The 16,968-nt window shown below is 43.1% G+C and carries 12 protein-coding genes; 4 read left to right on the top strand and 8 right to left on the bottom strand.

The annotated features are described in order from the left end of the window. Nucleotides 1-7 precede the first annotated feature (7 nt). Nucleotides 8-1,339 (bottom strand): glycoside-pentoside-hexuronide (GPH):cation symporter, encoded by a 1,332-nt coding sequence (locus tag AN394_RS17705; protein ID WP_054562690.1) that lies wholly within the window; start codon nucleotides 1,337-1,339, stop codon nucleotides 8-10. A 24-nt stretch (nucleotides 1,340-1,363) separates the two neighbouring features. After that, nucleotides 1,364-2,692, bottom strand: coding sequence for a GH1 family beta-glucosidase (locus AN394_RS17700; protein WP_054562689.1), 1,329 nt, complete (start codon nucleotides 2,690-2,692; stop codon nucleotides 1,364-1,366). Nucleotides 2,693-2,924: 232 nt separating this feature from the next. On the opposite strand from AN394_RS17700, the gene AN394_RS17695 reads away from it, so the two are divergent. From AN394_RS17695 to AN394_RS17685, 3 genes are read left to right on the top strand one after another with little or no spacing between them, the layout of a single operon-like run. Next, a complete protein-coding gene (locus AN394_RS17695; protein WP_054562688.1) occupies nucleotides 2,925-4,193 on the top strand; it encodes a sugar MFS transporter in 1,269 nt (422 codons plus the stop codon). 47 nt (nucleotides 4,194-4,240) lie between these two features. Next, entirely contained in the window at nucleotides 4,241-6,718 is a 2,478-nt protein-coding gene (locus AN394_RS17690; protein ID WP_408003016.1) for a glycoside hydrolase family 3 protein, read from the top strand. Continuing rightward, the gene (locus tag AN394_RS17685) at nucleotides 6,709-7,746 is read left to right on the top strand and encodes a family 16 glycosylhydrolase (protein WP_054562686.1); all 1,038 of its coding nucleotides are present in this window, start codon (nucleotides 6,709-6,711) and stop codon (nucleotides 7,744-7,746) included. The genes AN394_RS17690 and AN394_RS17685 overlap by 10 nt, the downstream gene beginning before the upstream one ends. Before the next feature lie 94 nt (nucleotides 7,747-7,840). Here AN394_RS17685 and AN394_RS17680 read toward each other — a convergent pair whose 3' ends face one another. From AN394_RS17680 to AN394_RS17665, 4 genes are all read right to left on the bottom strand, one after another. Beyond that, nucleotides 7,841-8,851, bottom strand: a complete 1,011-nt coding sequence (locus AN394_RS17680) for a cupin-like domain-containing protein (RefSeq protein WP_160316768.1) — start codon at nucleotides 8,849-8,851, stop codon at nucleotides 7,841-7,843. Next, nucleotides 8,851-9,576 (bottom strand): SapC family protein, encoded by a 726-nt coding sequence (locus AN394_RS17675; protein WP_054562684.1) that lies wholly within the window; start codon nucleotides 9,574-9,576, stop codon nucleotides 8,851-8,853. The genes AN394_RS17680 and AN394_RS17675 overlap by 1 nt, the downstream gene beginning before the upstream one ends. Nucleotides 9,577-9,596: 20 nt before the next feature. Continuing rightward, nucleotides 9,597-11,138, bottom strand: coding sequence for a tryptophan halogenase family protein (locus AN394_RS17670; RefSeq protein ID WP_055022157.1), 1,542 nt, complete (start codon nucleotides 11,136-11,138; stop codon nucleotides 9,597-9,599). A 90-nt stretch (nucleotides 11,139-11,228) separates the two neighbouring features. Then, nucleotides 11,229-14,177, bottom strand: coding sequence for a TonB-dependent receptor (locus AN394_RS17665; protein ID WP_055022155.1), 2,949 nt, complete (start codon nucleotides 14,175-14,177; stop codon nucleotides 11,229-11,231). Nucleotides 14,178-14,479: 302 nt separating this feature from the next. Here AN394_RS17665 and AN394_RS17660 point away from each other — a divergent pair, with 302 nt between their 5' ends. Continuing rightward, nucleotides 14,480-15,091 (top strand): fumarylacetoacetate hydrolase family protein, encoded by a 612-nt coding sequence (locus AN394_RS17660; RefSeq protein ID WP_055022154.1) that lies wholly within the window; start codon nucleotides 14,480-14,482, stop codon nucleotides 15,089-15,091. On the opposite strand, the gene AN394_RS17655 is transcribed toward AN394_RS17660, so the two are convergent. After that, nucleotides 15,042-15,968, bottom strand: a complete 927-nt coding sequence (locus AN394_RS17655) for a hypothetical protein (protein ID WP_055022153.1) — start codon at nucleotides 15,966-15,968, stop codon at nucleotides 15,042-15,044. The genes AN394_RS17660 and AN394_RS17655 overlap by 50 nt on opposite strands. A 136-nt stretch (nucleotides 15,969-16,104) precedes the next feature. Next, on the bottom strand, nucleotides 16,105-16,968 hold an 864-nt coding region (locus AN394_RS17650), incomplete at its 5' end, for an aldo/keto reductase (protein ID WP_055022152.1).

Below are 16,968 nucleotides of genomic sequence, written 5' to 3'. Positions count from 1 at the left end.
AACAAAATTATGGATGCTGCTTTGACGATAAATCGGCACTGATCTGCTCAACCGTTTGGTTATCCAGAATATACCTTTTCATTATGAAAGCGACAAGCATACTACCTATTGCTGGGTAAAGGGTAAACGAAATTAAGATACCTGAAAGCGTGTGTTCACTGAGTTCGGTATTAGCTTCATAGCCATAAAATGCCAGTAACCAACCTGCAATGGCACCGCCAAGGGCAAGACCAAGCTTAATAAAAAAGACCACGCTTGCGTAGACTAGGCCTGTTAGCCTTTCACCGGTTTTCCATTGCCCGTAATCTATGGTGTCGGCCATTTTTGCCCACAGTAGCGGGGTTGCCATTTGCGTGAAGAAACACCATAAAAAATACACCGCAAAGGCAAGTATCAGCTGTTCGCCCGGCAACCAAAATGCCACGCAACTAATAGCTGCAGAGATATATTGTAAACGAATATAGGCGGTTTTCTTATCAACACGTTTGCTGAGTGGGTTTGCACAGGCACAGCCCAAAATATTACCTATCATGCCGATGGTAACAAAGTAGGTGACTAGCTCTGCTTCACCAAGTACATATTTTACATAGTAAATGGCAAGGGTAGTGCGTAGTACCATACTGGTTAACAACATAAATGCTGCAAAGCACAACACTTTAAATGGACCATTTTGCCATAGTGTGTTCATGCGGGTTTTCCAGCTCAACGATGAGCTGTTATGCGCCGCTACGCGCTCTTTGGTAAAGCGAAAACAAATTAAGAATAAGATCACACCTAAGCCGCTCATCAGGGCCATCGTGAGTTGGTAGCCCGTAGCGTTATCACCTTTGCCAAGCCAGTTTACCAAAGGTAAAGTACAGGCACTGACAATTAAGCCGCCCAGCATACCAAACACAAATCGATAAGATTGAATGGATACTCGCTCTTTCGGGTCGCCACTTAATACCCCACCTAACGCTGAGTAAGGAATATTAATCGCGGTGTAAACTAGCATCAGCAAAGTGTAAGTGACAAAGGCGTAAATGACTTTGCCTGACTCTGGTAGGTCTGGTGTGCTGAAGGTGATCATGCTGATCACCCCAAATGGTATAGCAAGCCAAAGCAAATAGGGGCGATAGCTTCCCCACTTAGTGCGGGTTGAATCAGTTAAAGCTCCCATTAATGGGTCGGTAATTGCGTCAACGATTCTCACCACCAAAAACAAGGTGCCAACAATCGCGGGTGAAATACCAAAAATATCAGTATAGAAAAAAGTTAAAAATAACATCACCGTTTGAAAGATGATATTACTTGCTGTATCGCCTAATCCGTAGGCTATTTTTTCTCTTTTTGTCAGCATGTGTGTTCTCGATTGTTGTTATTTTTATCGCTGTTTGAGCAGCGCGCGATATTGTTTTGCGCTTTCTTTTAAAATGCGTTGTTGGCTTTGATAGTCAATATAAACTAACCCAAAGCGCTTTTCGTAGCCATACGCCCATTCAAAGTTGTCCATTAAGCTCCACGCAAAGTAGCCTTGAATATCGACGCCTTGGCGAATTGCATCACATACCGCATTTAAGTGAGTGTGAAAATAATCTACTCGTTCTATATCGTTCACTTCACCATTTTCTAACGTATCGGCCATGGCTGCGCCATTTTCGGTAATATACATTTTTGGTAAATCATATTGCTGATGAAGTGATACCAAAAGCTCAGTTAAACCTTGTGGGTAAACTTCCCAGCCCATATCGGTGACGCGAACATCCGTAAGGTTTGCTTCTTCAAACCAGCCATCAGCGGTATTTTTGTAGTGTATGCGGGTATAATAGTTAACGCCAATAAAGTCGACAGCTTGACTAATAATCACCATATCGCCAGCAATTATAATTGGTTTAACTTCATCTGCTAAATCATCCAGTAACGATGGGTAAGCACCTTCTAAAACCGCTTTGATATACCATTGATTATGGTATTGATCAGCAAGCTCTGCGGCTTTTTTATCATCGGCGGTTAAAGGATAAGTTGGACTGAAGTTTAATACGATACCCGCTTCTGTGTCTGGGCAGTTTTTACGTAATACTTGCATAGCAAGGCCGTGGGCAAGTAATAAGTGGTGCGCTGCTTGTCGGCCAGCTTGTTGTGATTTTATGCCAGGTGCATGTACACCCACCTCATAACCTAAATAGGCACTACAAAATGGTTCGTTCAAGGTGGCGAATGAATCAACCAAATGGCCTAAATGTTGAGTAACAAGCTCGGTATATTCTTTGAATTTATAGGCCGTATCGCGGTTTAACCAACCGCCATTATCTTCAAGGTATTGAGGTAAATCCCAGTGATATAAGGTGACGTAGGTCTTAATATTACGTGCTTTTAACGCCGATAATAGCTGAGCGTAAAATGCCATACCTTGCTCGTTAACCGAGCCATCTTGCTGCATGACTCTCGGCCACGAAATAGATAAGCGGTAAGCATCGACAGCCAAATCTGCAATCATCTCGATATCTTGTTGCCAGCGTGCAACATGATCACAAGCTACATCGCCATGGCTGTTATCTGCAATGGTGCCAGGCTTTTCGCAAAATGTATCCCAGATGCAATCGAGGCGCTTATCGCGTGCCCCTTCAATCTGGAATGAGGCTGTTGCCACACCGAACGTGAACTCGGGCTTGAGTAAAGATGAATCTGGTAACAGTGAAATTGATTTATACACAGTTGATACTCGTCCTTCGGGTTAGGTGTAAGGCTTGGCTAATTAGAGCTTAGACTCAACTGTAAGCGCTTACAATTTTTCTGCAAAAAAATTGCTAAATATGATTTATATGTTATAAATGTAAGCGCTTACATTTAATGTTGCAACATATTTCGCTATTTGTTGTTAGTGATTAAGTACCAAACGTTGCTGTAACAAACTGATAAATATAATTAACTAGAGAAGAAAAATTATGGCTCATGTTTCAACCCCTGTGTCGGCTGCTGCAAGCCAAGCAGATATGCCTAAGCAGCACTTTGCGCTGGCATCATTGACCACATTATTTTTTATGTGGGGATTCATCACCTGTCTGAATGACATTTTAATCCCTTATTTAAAAGGTATGTTTTCACTTAACTATACGCAGGCTATGCTTATTCAATTTTGCTTCTTTGGTGCGTATTTTGTGATGTCGATCCCCGCTGGTAAGTTGGTCAGTCGTATTGGCTACCAATTTGGTATTGTGGTTGGCTTAGTGGTTGCAGCCATTGGTTGCGCGCTGTTTTACCCAGCTGCTGTTGCTCATGTGTATGAGTTATTTTTACTGGCTTTGTTTGTACTTGCCTCGGGTATCACGATTTTGCAAGTATCTGCTAACCCTTATGTAAGTGTTCTTGGTCCACAAAAAACAGCGTCTTCGCGTTTGACTATGACGCAGGCTTTTAATTCTTTAGGAACAACAGTCGCGCCAATTTTTGGTGGTTGGTTAATTCTATCTGAAATTAGCCAAGCTACAGCAGAGGAAGTGAAACTCCCTTATTTAATGTTGTCGTTAACCTTACTTGTGCTTGCCGTTATCTTTGCGTTTTTAAAATTGCCAAAATTAGGTAAAGAAAGTGATAGCGAAGCCGCACACCAAGATTTAGAAGACTTTGTTGATTTAGGCAGTGTTTGGCGCTATCGCCACCTGATTCTAGGTGCTGTTGGTATTTTTGTGTATGTAGGCGCAGAGGTGGCAATTGGTAGCTTTTTAGTCGGCTTTTTGACCCTAGATAACATTGCGGGTTTACCAGAAAACGAAGCCGCTCATTATATTAGCTACTATTTTGCAGGAGCCATGGTTGGTCGTTTTATTGGCGCAGTGGTAATGCAAAAATTTAATGCAGGTAAGGTGTTAGCATGTCATGGCTTATTGGCTGTTTTACTGGTTGTGATTGCTATGACTGGAGAGGGCAGCCTGGCTATGTGGGCAATTCTGCTTGTGGGTTTATGTAACTCGATTATGTTCCCAACCATTTTCAGCCTTGCTTTACACGGCCTTGGTAAGTACACATCAAAAGGTTCTGGTATTTTATGTTTAGCGATTGTAGGTGGTGCAATTATTCCATTACTACAAGGTGTGTTAGCCGATTCTATTGGCGTACAAATGGCGTTATTCTTACCTATCGCCTGTTATTTATATATTACTTACTTTGCGCTGGTTGGCTCAAAAGTATCGACTCAGACTCAGCAATCTTCATAGGTGTAAAAATGAAATTGAAAAAAACATTCACACTCTTCTCGTTAATGATGGCAGGCGCCAGCATGACAGCTTGCACTGGGCAAGATAAGGTGACCAACGTGAACGCTGAGCAAGAAATTTGGCCAAACATTGAAACGGGTATTGCTGCAAATCCAGAGATGGAAGCAAAAATTGCAAACATGCTGGCAAATATGACCCTTGAGCAAAAGATTGCGCAAATGATCCAGCCAGAAATCCGCGATATTACTGTTGAAGATATGCGTAAATACGGCTTTGGTTCTTACCTCAATGGCGGTGGCGCATTCCCTAATAATGATAAACATGCTAGTGCTGCAGATTGGATTGATCTTGCTGAAAAAATGTATCAAGCCTCAATTGATGACTCGCTCGATGGTAGCTCAATTCCGACTATGTGGGGCACCGATGCCGTGCATGGTCACAATAATGTTATTGGTGCGACACTATTCCCTCATAACATTGGTTTAGGTGCAACAAACAACCCTGAGTTAATCGAAAAAATTGCCGCCGCTACTGCGCAAGAAGTGATGGTAACAGGCATCGATTGGGTATTCGCGCCTACGGTTGCGGTTGTTCGTGACGACCGTTGGGGCCGTACTTATGAAGGTTATTCTGAAGATCCTGAAATTGTGAAAGCATATTCGGCAGCCATTGTTAAAGGATTGCAAGGTGCAGTTGATGACGACTTTTTATCAGATAAGCGCGTGATAAGTACCGTTAAGCACTTTTTAGGTGATGGCGGCACAGAAGGCGGTGATGACCAAGGTAATAACACAGCATCTGAGCAAGAGTTATTTGATATTCATGCGCAAGGTTATGTAGGCGGCTTAGGTGCTGGAGCACAAACTGTAATGGCGTCATTTAACAGCTGGAACGGTGAAAAAATTCATGGCAGCAAATATCTTCTTACCGACGTACTAAAAGGCAAAATGGGCTTTGATGGTTTTGTTGTTGGTGACTGGAACGGCCATGGTCAAATTCCGGGTTGTACTAATGGCAACTGCGCACAAGCAGCAAATGCCGGTCTTGATGTGTACATGGTGCCAACAGATGCATGGAAACCTCTTTATGAAAATCTTATCAAGCAAGTTAAAAGTGGCGAAATTGCTCAAAGCCGCATCGATGATGCAGTAACACGTATCTTACGTGTAAAAATGCGCGCAGGTTTGTTTGATAAGCCAAGCCCCGCTAAGCGTCCGCTGTCAGGTAAAACGGAGATCATTGGTAGTGCAGAACATCGCGCAGTTGCAAAACAGGCAGTCCGTGAATCACTGGTTCTTCTGAAAAATAAACAACAGTTGTTACCGCTATCAGCAAATTCAAACGTATTAGTTGCCGGTCAAGGTGCTGATAACATTGGTATGCAGTCAGGTGGTTGGACAATCACTTGGCAGGGTACAGGCAACGAAAATAGCGATTTCCCTGGTGGCTCTTCAATTTTTGATGGTATCAAAAATACCGTTGAGCAAGCCGGTGGTCAGGTTCAATACAATGTGAATGGCGAATTTGAAACTAAGCCAGATGTAGCGATTGTGGTGTTCGGTGAGCAGCCTTATGCAGAAGGTAATGGTGATTTAGATAACCTTGAATACCAACGCGGTAATAAAACTGATTTAGCCCTGCTTAAAAAGCTAAAAGATGCTGATATTCCTGTGGTGTCACTATTTATTAGTGGTCGCCCAATGTGGGTGAATGCAGAGCTGAATGCCAGTGATGCGTTTGTCGCAACTTGGTTACCAGGCAGTGAAGGTGATGCAATCAGCGATGTTATTTTTAAAAAGCAAGATGGTTCTATCAATCATGACTTTAAAGGTAAGTTATCGTTCTCATGGCCAAATAACCCTATAGGTAACCAAAACCGTGGTGATAAAGATTACGCGCCACTATTACCTTATGGCTTTGGTTTAACTTACCAAGATAAAAATACATTAGCAGATGACTTAAGCGAAAAATCACAAGTTGCCTCTAAATTAGAAGATTTAGTACTATTTGAGCGTGCCGTAAAAGCACCGTGGTCACTGCAACTACAAAGTGGTTCTGAGCAACAAGCCATGACTAGTAGCCGTGCAGCACTTAATGCTGTTAGCGTAAAAACCTTTGATAAAGACGTACAAGAAGATGCGCGAGCAATCAGCTTTAATGGTAAAGAAGCGGCTGCGGTTCGTTTAATGGCGGCGTTCCCATCGGATTTACGTTCATACGTTGAAAAAGCGGGTCAACTTCAAATGCAAATTAAGGTAGACCAAGCTGCTGATGCGCCGCTAATGCTGGGTATGCAATGTGGTGAAAACTGTGACGGCCAATTTGATATTAGCAAACAGCTTAAAGCAGCAAATGATTGGAAAACGCTAACCGTGGATTTGAGCTGCTTTGCAGAGCAAGGTGTGCAGCTTGGGCAAGTATTCTCGCCTTGGCAATTAGCCACTGAAGGTGCATGGCAAGTATCAATTTCTAAACTATCAGTAACGAGCGGGCACACAGAGGACGCAACAGTCTCATGTCAGTAAAATCGTCTGCTGTTATTTTGCTAACAGGTGCGCTTAGTGCCTGTCAGCAAACCCCAGCGCCTGTCAAAGCCAGCCAAGGAGAAGGCTGGCAGTTAGTTTGGCAAGACGAATTTTCGCAAAATGATCTCGACCTAACTAAGTGGCAACACGAAGTAAATTGTCGAGGTGGCGGTAATGATGAGCTGCAATGCTATACCGCGCGTAGCGAAAACAGTTTTGTTAAAGATGGCATATTGCATATTGTTGCTCGTCAAGAGCAATACACTGGGCCATTGCATAATAGCGATGAAGTGAGTAGCGATGCTGAGCGAGAAAAACAAGCGACTCAGCCGTTCACTTCTGCACGTTTACGCACTAAAAACTTAGCTGATTGGCGATACGGGCGTTTTGAAATTCGCGCTAAATTACCAGCAGGGCAAGGTGCGTGGCCAGCAATTTGGATGTTACCGACTGATTGGCGTTATGGTCGCTGGGCGTCATCAGGCGAAATAGACATCATGGAAGCAGTTAATTTAAAGACTCTCACTGATGACAAAACAGCGCCAACTGGCAGCCTTGAAACGCGCGTACACGGCACCTTGCATTACGGTGGTCCTGCCCCCAAAAATGTTTACAGCGGTACGCCGTACCGTTTCAGCGAAGCTAATAACCCGGCTGATAACTTTCATGTTTATGCCCTTGAATGGCAGCAAGATGAAATTCGTTGGTATGTTGATGATGTTCACTATGCGACATTTCGCCACGACCAGTGGTATTCAACATCACAACAACAAGACGGCTCGTTTATAGAAAATACCGGCTTTGCTCCGTTTGATCAGCGTTTTCATTTACTTCTTAACTTTGCTGTAGGCGGAAACTGGCCAGCAAATGTGAATGATAAAGGCGTTGATTTTGCAGGTTATCCTAAGCAAATGCTGGTGGATTACGTACGTGTTTTTCAATGTAGTAAAAATAGTGAAACAGGAATCGGCTGTGCAACAACACAGCCATCAGCAGTACAAATAAAGGGTAAGACCAATCCGCAATAGTACTTAATTAAGCGGATTGCTATAAGTGAATTATGAACCAAGAGCCTGCAGATGCTTCGCCGAACTCGTTGCATCCGCTGGCTTTTGGTTCATTCTATCGGTTGAGTTTTTGTAGTAATAGCTGCCTTACTCTTCTGGCCGTTAGTTCGTCGATATCCGCTAATATCCCTTGCGCAGGCTCAGCAACGTGGCTTGCTAAATCCACATCATCAGCAAACACATAATGATTAAAGAGTTGCTGCCATTTCTGTTTATGCTCGTTTGGCAAGTCTTTAATTGCCAGCATACTGTGCAGCATGGCATCAAATGGGTTTGCTAAATACTCTGGGGCTTGTCGCCACCAATAGTTCACCAACACATTAAACGGACTGGTTGCGCTAACCTGATGCCACCAAAGCGCTGGAATATAAATAGCATCGCCAGGGCCAAGAGTTGCCGATTGCGCCTTTTCTATAGCCTCTTTAAAGCGTGGAAAGCGGCTGAAATCGGGGTTATTAAAATCAACCAAGCTAACCGCTTGCCCAGCGGGTGTAAATTCGAGTGGACCAACGTAAAGATTATTGACCTGATCAGTTGGCAATAGAGTAAACGTACGCTCACCTGCAGCAACACAAGCTAGGTTATCGGCGTTGTCATAGTGAGCCGCAATCTGACTATGATTTCCCACCCAGAGGCTGGTTAGGCAGTTATAGTCGGTCACTGTTAATGGGTTTTCAACACTAAAGCTCGGAGCGCAATACTCCACAGCAGTAGAGCCCATATACAGTGAATCACTGTCGGTTTGTGTGAGTGTTAGTGCTAATTTTTGCAGCACAGAAAGTAGGTTATCGGCGTGCTGTGAAAAATTAAGCCCCGAGAAATCAGCGTTATAAAAATAGCGTCCCTGATGAATTGCTTGGCTGCTAAAACTGCGTACTGGGGCGGTATTAGCAAGCCCTAAAAGATAGTCTAAGGCGTTTTTAGAACCTTGTTTAGCGGCAATGACTTGGGGCCAATTAGCGCAGAGATCTCTGATGACCAGTGGCTCAGTTAGCTCAGCTAAAAACGCTTTTAGATCAGTAATGCTTGAAGCCTGGCATTCTTTTATTGGTGCAGCCGCAAACATTACTGTTGAGCCCATTTTTTATTAAGCAAATGAGGAATGTGCTCCATTGATGCCAGCACCATATAAACAGCTTGTAGGTCACCTTGCTGTTGTAACTGCTTAAGTTGTTCAGCGGTTAAGCCATTGAGTACCTGTTGGTTAATAGTATAAAAGCCGCTCACTGTGACTTTTTCGCCATTTTTATCTGCATATTCAAGACTAAAAGCTTCGAGTAGATTAACGCTAAGCAAACGCTCAAAAAACTGATTAATCGTTTGGTGTTCTTGATGTAACGCGTTAAGTACTTGAGCAATATGATTTAAGTATTCGCTATTTCCACCATGTTCAAGGAAGATTGCTTCGCCATCATGTGTGCTTATGCGTGGGCTGTCTAAATCAATATGTACCACCAGAGATTGCTCAGGAATACCATTGTTATACTGGGTTTGTTGGCCAATTAAAAATGGCTGGCGCTGCATACTTAGCGGTAAGTAACTCAGTTGCAATTCGCCTTGCTCGTTTAGCAGCAAGTTCTCGCCATTTTCAAAACCAAATAAAGCGAGGGCTTCGAATTGACCTGTTTGCGGGTGCTTACGAAATACGATAGGTTGATTTGCTTGAACTTTAGCAAACTCACTTGGAAATACAGTAGCGCAGCTAATATTGTCGCCCCAGTTAGCACCGCGTGTGGTGATCACTTTTAGGTCTTTATGGCTGATGTTATCAAGTAAGACATGATTGGCCATTGGGCCTCCTAATACTGAGATTAAATAGGTTGTATACCAAATTGCTGAATATGATTTAACAGCTCGCGGTTAGTGGGTAGTTGTTGTAATCCGCGTTTGGCTTGTTGTTGGTTAGCACTAAAATGCTCAATAATTGCCGCTGGCATTGCAAGTACAGGAAATTGTGGCAATTGCTTCATTCCATAAAGTACATACTGATAACTGGCTGCAGAGAAGACTTCTTGAGCGCGGTCAAAGTCGTTTAACCACGGACTTTGATATTGCCAAAGTGCTAAGTTTTCTTGAAGTTGCAGAGGGATTGAGTTTGCCTCTTTATGGGCTTGCCAATAGGGGCTAGTGCGCTTTGACAACACATAATGCAGCTTTAAAAATTCAATGATACGTTGCCAGCGATAATGGCACTGCTCATCAAACCGCTTTGCCAGTGTCGGCATTGCAGCACGATGTGTTGGGAAATTAGCAAGTAAGTTATTCAGGCCAAGCTCCACCATGACTAACGCTGAGGCTTCAAGTGGTTCAATAAAACCTGCAGACATACCAATAGCTAAACAGTTTTTATACCAAAAACGGCGTCTATAGCCGGGCGTAAAACTGATTTCACGAAATGTCAGTTCATTTTGCGCGGTGCCGGGCTGGGTTTTTGCAATGTAGTGGCTAAGCGCTTGTTTCGCATCTTCGCTGCTGGCAAAACGACTTGAGTACACCATACCTAGACCACGGCGGCTTTGTAAGCCGATATCCCAAATCCAACCGGCATCTTGCGCAGTGGCTTTGGTATAAGAAAGGATCTCTTGCTGCGGGTTTAAATAGGGCACCTGTACGGCAACGGCTCGATCGTTAAATAACACATCGTGTTGCTCAATTAGCTCTATCCCGTAATGTTGATGTAACAGCTTTGCGTGGGTGCCAGAGCAATCAATAAATAAATCACCCGCAATAGTGCCATGATCGCGGGTTTGCAATGAACTAATATAGCCATCTTCATCACTATTGATACTTTCAACATGACTGACGATATGCTCAACGTTTAGATTGGTCGTGCAGTGCTGTTGTAGCAGCATGGCAAACTTACCGGCATCTAAATGATAGCCATAGTTTGCTTCACCTTGATAGGCGCTATGCAAGTGGTTTTTCGGTGCTTTATGGTGATCGCATAAGTAGGTTTGGCTTGCCACTGCGTGGCTGAAACTCACGGCATCTTTGTTGGCAAACCAGTAAGGTGCAATATTTAATTGCTGATATGCCACCGGTAAGCTGAACGGGTGGTAATAATGTGCGTCGCCTTCATCGTCGCACCAGCCATCAAAGCGTGAGCCTTGTTTAAAAGATGCATCACAGCGTTGAATAAATTCACTTTCGCTAATGCCGATGGTTTTTAAGGTTTGTCGCATGGTTGGCCAAGTACCTTCACCGACACCAATGGTGGCAATATCGGGCGACTCAATCAGGGTGATCTGTGCGTTGTGAGTTAAATGGGGCTGGGCAGCAATTAAACCTGCAGACAACCAACCTGCAGTTCCACCACCTAAAATGACGACTTTTTTTACTTCATTCTTTTGCATGTTTAAGGCCATCTCAAATGCTATGTAGACAAACTAGCATAAATACGAAAAAAAAAGCCGCTGTTGAGCGGCTTTTTTGACAACAAAATGCTAGAACGAGTAGCGGAAGCCGATGTTGTAGCGCGCACCGTATTGGTTTGCACGTAACAGCTGCTCAGAGTAACGAACGTAAGTACGTTGCGTTTCATCAGTCAGGTTTAGACCTTCAACAAACACCGTTAGGTTCTCATTAACAGAATAGTTCACGTTGATATCCCACTGGCCATAAGACTCAGTAAAGATAGGTGAAGCATGTTGGTCAAAGCCAGTTAAGAACTCATCACGCCAGTTATAAGAAATACGAGCCGATAAACCATTTAAATCATAAATCGCAGAGAAGTTAGCTGAATCACTTAAACCCGGTAGGGCAAATTGATAGCCGATAGCATCTCGGTCTGCTTCAACATCACCAAATACGAATGTCGCGTTAGCGGCAATACCAAAGCCTGTTTCACCAAACATATGTTGCGCTGCTAGTTCCCAGCCCCATAGGTTTGCTGTTTCAACGTTGTTATCACGCGATACGAAGAAGCTTGCCAGTGGATCTGTATCGTTACCAACGATAGGCGTGCCTTCTTCTGTGCCTTGGTTTTCGTTGATCTTATCGTGAATAGCTTGGTCAGATGGTTGCTCACCCGCTGCTGCTAAATCTTCACGCGCTTGCTCTGCACGATCACCAATAAATGGGTCTGTAATACCGTCAATCGTTTCTTCGGTTGTGATATTTACAAGGAAGTTATCAACTTGCTTACGGTAGTAACCAGCAGACACATAGCTGCCTTCACCGTAGTAGTATTCAAGTGACAGGTCGATATTATCTGAAGTATAAGGTTTTAAGTTCGGGTTACCCACAGCCACTTTACGTTGACCCACTTTCGGGTTACCTAAGAATGACGTTGTTGAGCGAAGCGCGCCAACAGGAGGACGAGCAAGGCTGCGGCTGTAAGAGAAACGTGCAATAACGTCTTCAACTACTTCGATGTTCATATCGATGCTAGGTAAAAACTCTTTGCTGCTACCTTCACCGTTTGAGAATGAGCGTTCATCAGCGTAAATGTAAGACCATTCGTTACCGTTAACCCACTCCATTGCAACAGCAGGACGCTCTAAGCTGTTTGCTGTAACATCTGTTGATTCGTAACGTAAACCTGCAGTGATGTTTACTGGCATACCGTTAAATTCTGTTTCGAAGTTAGCTTGTGCGTATACCGCAGTTGTTTCTTCGCTTACACGGTGGTCGTCATCGATTGGACCCGCTTGCACCATACCGTTTACATCAGCGGGCCAGCTACATGCGCCAACGCCGCCATCAGGGTGATCACAGTCAATACTTTCGGCAATCGCGACAATGTCATCAAAGTCAGCATCGTAGTAGTAATTTAATAGCTTATCGCTACCACCACCAGAGAAGCCATCAAGTAAACCTGAGCTGTCTACACGAGTGAACATGCTGTCATCATACCAATCAGCTGACATTAACCACCAACCAGCAGCAAGCTGACCTGAGTAGCCTGTAGTCGTACGGAAATCAATTTTAGTGTGTGATACACCAAAGTTAATGCTTGATAGGGCGCCGCTGTTTTCGTTATACCACGTACCTTTTAACTGGTATTGGTCAAGGTCGTTGGTGTTAGTGTCTTTGTTTACACCGGCGAAAAGGGTCCCCATGTCGCTCGGTAAAATTTCTGCTTGGTCATTGGTTAATGTCATATCGATAAGCGGAATTTCGCCTTTGCTGAAGTCAGCCATTTTTTCGTCGATATTCACTGTTGGGTTTTCACACCATGAACATGACGTGTTACCAATGATCATAAACGCATCATGGCCGATACCCACACCGGCACTTTCAGCCGATGAGTTGTGCGCATCAAACTCGATGTTTAAATTGTCGGTTACTTGCCAATCAATGTTTAAACCAAGTGATTTATTTTCGTTAGTTGTTGCACCGCGGTTTAAGTTTGTAGAGTAGTCACCACCAATTTCAGTTACTTGCGTGTAAGTACCGTTTTCATTGATAGTTGCTGCGCTAACGTTACCACCATTATTGAACCACACACCAAAGCTACGGCCATCTTTTTCAAACTCAAGTTTTGAGTAAGTGTAATCAACGGTTGCAGTAATGCGGTCATTCGGTGCGTATTGCAGCACAAGTTGACCATTGGTACGTTTACGTGAATTATCTGAAAACGCATAACCAGCATTTTGCGGATACCAGGTTGCGCCATCAGCGCGTTGGTTGTTATCTGTCAGTGCTAAATCAGGAGACGATGAAATATCAACATTTGGGATCCAGTTATCAACCGCCATTGATTGTTCTCGGTTGTCACGCTCTTGAACTGAGCCTGAAATTAAAATACCGAATTTGTCATCGTTGAATGTATTGCTGTAGATACCTGATAACTCAGGCGTTACATCATCACCTGTTTCGTTTGATGTGTCGTGAACTGCTTTTGCACCAATCGAAGCGTGTAAACCAGGGTTAGAAAGAGGTTTAGCTGTGGTGATATTAACTGTTGCACCAATACCACCGCTAGGGATATCAGAACGCGCTGTTTTATATACTTCAACACCGCTTACACTTTCTGTTGCGATGTCGCCAAAATCAAATGAACGACCGCCAGTTGTTGGCATTTGGCGATTGTTAAGGGTTACTAAGTTAAATTCAGGACCAAAACCACGAACCGTAATTTTGCTACCTTCACCATTACTACGGTCAATAGACACACCGGTAATACGTTGTAAAGATTCAGCTAGGTTGGTATCAGGGAATTTACCAATGTCTTCAGAGGTAATTGCATCTACAACACCCGCAGATTGACGTTTGATATCCATTGATTTTACTAGGCTTCCGCGAATACCTGATACTTGTATTACTTCAATATCACTTGCTTTGTCGGGCTGTTCTTCGGCGACAGCTGAGTGAGGAACTAGCGCGCTTAGACCCATTGCCATAGACAGGCTAATAGCAAGCTGCTTTTTCTTGAAAAGTGTGTGGTTCATGCAAATCTCCAGATTTGGTTTTATTTTATGTTGTTGTCTATTTTTGTAAGCGCTTACATTTTCTTTCAAAAAAAATCGCCGAACCCGATTTTATAAATGTAACCGCTTACATTAAGTTATTAGAAAGTAAAACAATCGTCAACATAAATAACGTTTCAAGATCAGAGGTAATATCTATGTTTATGTTATTATGGGAAATATTTCATCAAAAACTTTCTGTTTTTTAGGTACAAAAGCAACGTCTTTCAGCTAAAATTAGAAAATGAGAGTTTTTTACATTTGTTAAAGCAAGAGGTATTTTCGTGCAATCAGTGAAATGGAATGAAGGTCTGTTTACCCCAAGCAAAATCATTTGTGTTGGCCGTAATTATGCAGCGCATATTGCAGAGCTTAACAACGAAACGCCTACAAGTATGGTGCTGTTTGCAAAACCAAATAGTGCTATCACCGATTCCCTCAATAGTGAACACTTAGGTGAGGCACTCCACTTCGAAACTGAGCTTTGTTTTTTAGTTAAAAATAAGCAACTGGCTGCGGTCGGGCTTGGGCTTGATTTAACCAAGCGAGGCCTACAAAGCACGCTTAAAGAAAAAGGCCTACCTTGGGAGCGCGCAAAAGCATTTAATGGTTCTGCGCTTTTTACTGAGTTTGTTGTCGTTAATTCCAACTTACACTATCAATTTAGTCTAAAGATTGATGGTAAAGACACTCAACTAGGCGATACAAAGTTAATGCTGCATAACGCAGAGCAAATCTTAGCTGAAATCAGTGAATTTATGGACCTAGAAGATGGCGACATCATTATGACTGGCACGCCTGAAGGAGTAGGGAAGGTTGTCGCTAATTCAACCTTTGCTGTAACACTTATGGATGGTCAGCAGGAGTTGTTATCTCATCAATGGCAGGCTCTTTAAGCGGGTCTAAAATGTAGCGCTGATAATACGATGAAAACTCAGGAAAGCTTTGTTTGAGCCAAACTCGTTGGCTTTGCTGGTATCTCTCACTTGGTAATACCTTGTTTTTCAGTGCTTCATTAATTTCTGCTAGCACTTTTTCGGCATAATTATTAGGTGCGCTTGTCGAGCAGCCTATGGCACCAAAAACCACATTCTGGGCTGGGTTAACAATAGTAAGCTTTTGAATATTCTTTTGGTGTTGTTGGTTGTAATAATCAGCTACAAATGGGTAATCAATGGTGTAATCAATGTAGCCATGCTCTAGCTGTGATAGCAAAGCAAAATTTGGACTACTGCCATTACCACTTAGTGCTGCACTTTCGTAAAGCTTGGTATTTTTCGCTATCTTATCCAATTTACTGCCAAATTTACGTGCATCGTTTTGACCATAAATAAAGTTGGCATCTGTGAATAAAGAAATCAGTGATACAGGATTACCGTGTTTTTGCTTAATTTTTAGTGTTTTTTCTTCGGTACTTAATACGCTAAACGGGGGGTACACTGTGGTTGGGATTGAGTAAGTAGCACGGTTGGTTTTTTTATCACGATGGATCATACATGCATAGCATGCCATATGTCCGTCATCGAGATATTTACTGCCACGTTTTTGCGGCAACATCACTTTGCTGTGGTTAATGTCAGGTAATGCTTCAATCAACATATCGGTAATTTCATTGCATAGCCCACCATGAGAGGTGGTGCTACTTTTCTCGATAAAGAATGGCTTACCATCATTTTCAAGCCAGGTAATAGAGAGCTGGTCGGAGGCATGAGTAATTGGGGCTAGCAACATCCCTGCAACCACACATAATACTTGTTTTATGTATTTACTCATTAACAACCTACATAGTGAAATGTTATGAATAACTATACACCAAAGTATGGGTAAACTTGTAGGTGGAACGGAAAAATGATGAATTAGTGTTAGTGAGCCTACTGAGGGTAGACTCACTTATACTTTCGAAGATTAACTAGAAAGGCATAGGATAGCGGGTAAATACGTCAGCGATTTTATCGTTGGCTTCATCGCTTAATTGCACTGAGAAAGCATCGATATTTTCTTTTAACTGCGCCATTGATGTTGCCCCAATAATTGTTGAGCTTACTCCATCCACTTGATCACACCAAGCCAATGCAAGTTGTGAAGGTGTTAAATTAAAGGCGTTAGCAATTTCAACATATTCAGCAATCGCAGCCCGTGATTGTGCTGTGTCTCTAAATAGGCCATTACGTTGCACTAGCGTCCAACGGCTACCTTCAGGGCGAGCACCATTTAAGTACTTACCGCTTAACATGCCGCCACCTAGCGGTGACCAAGGTAGGTAAGCAATATCTTCATGAATACATTGTTCAATCAAATACGGCCAATCTTTGGCGTGCAGTAGACTAAATTCGTTTTGAATCGATACCATACGCGGAAGGTTATGCTGTTCACTTAAACGCAAGTACTGGCTGATGCCCCAAGGAGTATCGTCTGATAAACCACAGTGCTTAATTTTACCAGCCTTGATACAGTCATTCAGACCTTCAAGAATATCTAACATGCCAGCAATATTTTGCTCAGTGTCAGCCTCAGAGAAGCACACTTTACCTGGCCACTGTTTACCAAAGTGCGGTGATGTACGGTTAGGCCAATGTAATTGGTATAAATCGATAACCTCAGTTTGTAAGCGCTTAAGAGATGCATCAACGGCTTCAACCACTGCTTGGCGAGTAATATCGCCTGCATCGCGTACCCAAGGTAAGCCGTTACCCGCAATTTTAGTGGCAATGACAAGATCATCGCGTTTGTCTTTATTACGCGCTAACCAATTACCGATGATCTCTTCTGTCTT

The organism is Pseudoalteromonas sp. P1-26 (genome assembly GCF_001401795.1).
In the GTDB taxonomy this organism is placed as follows: Bacteria; Pseudomonadota; Gammaproteobacteria; order Enterobacterales; family Alteromonadaceae; genus Pseudoalteromonas.
Note: the sequence above shows the minus strand (reverse complement) of the source record. Positions and strands in the feature narration are given on the sequence as shown.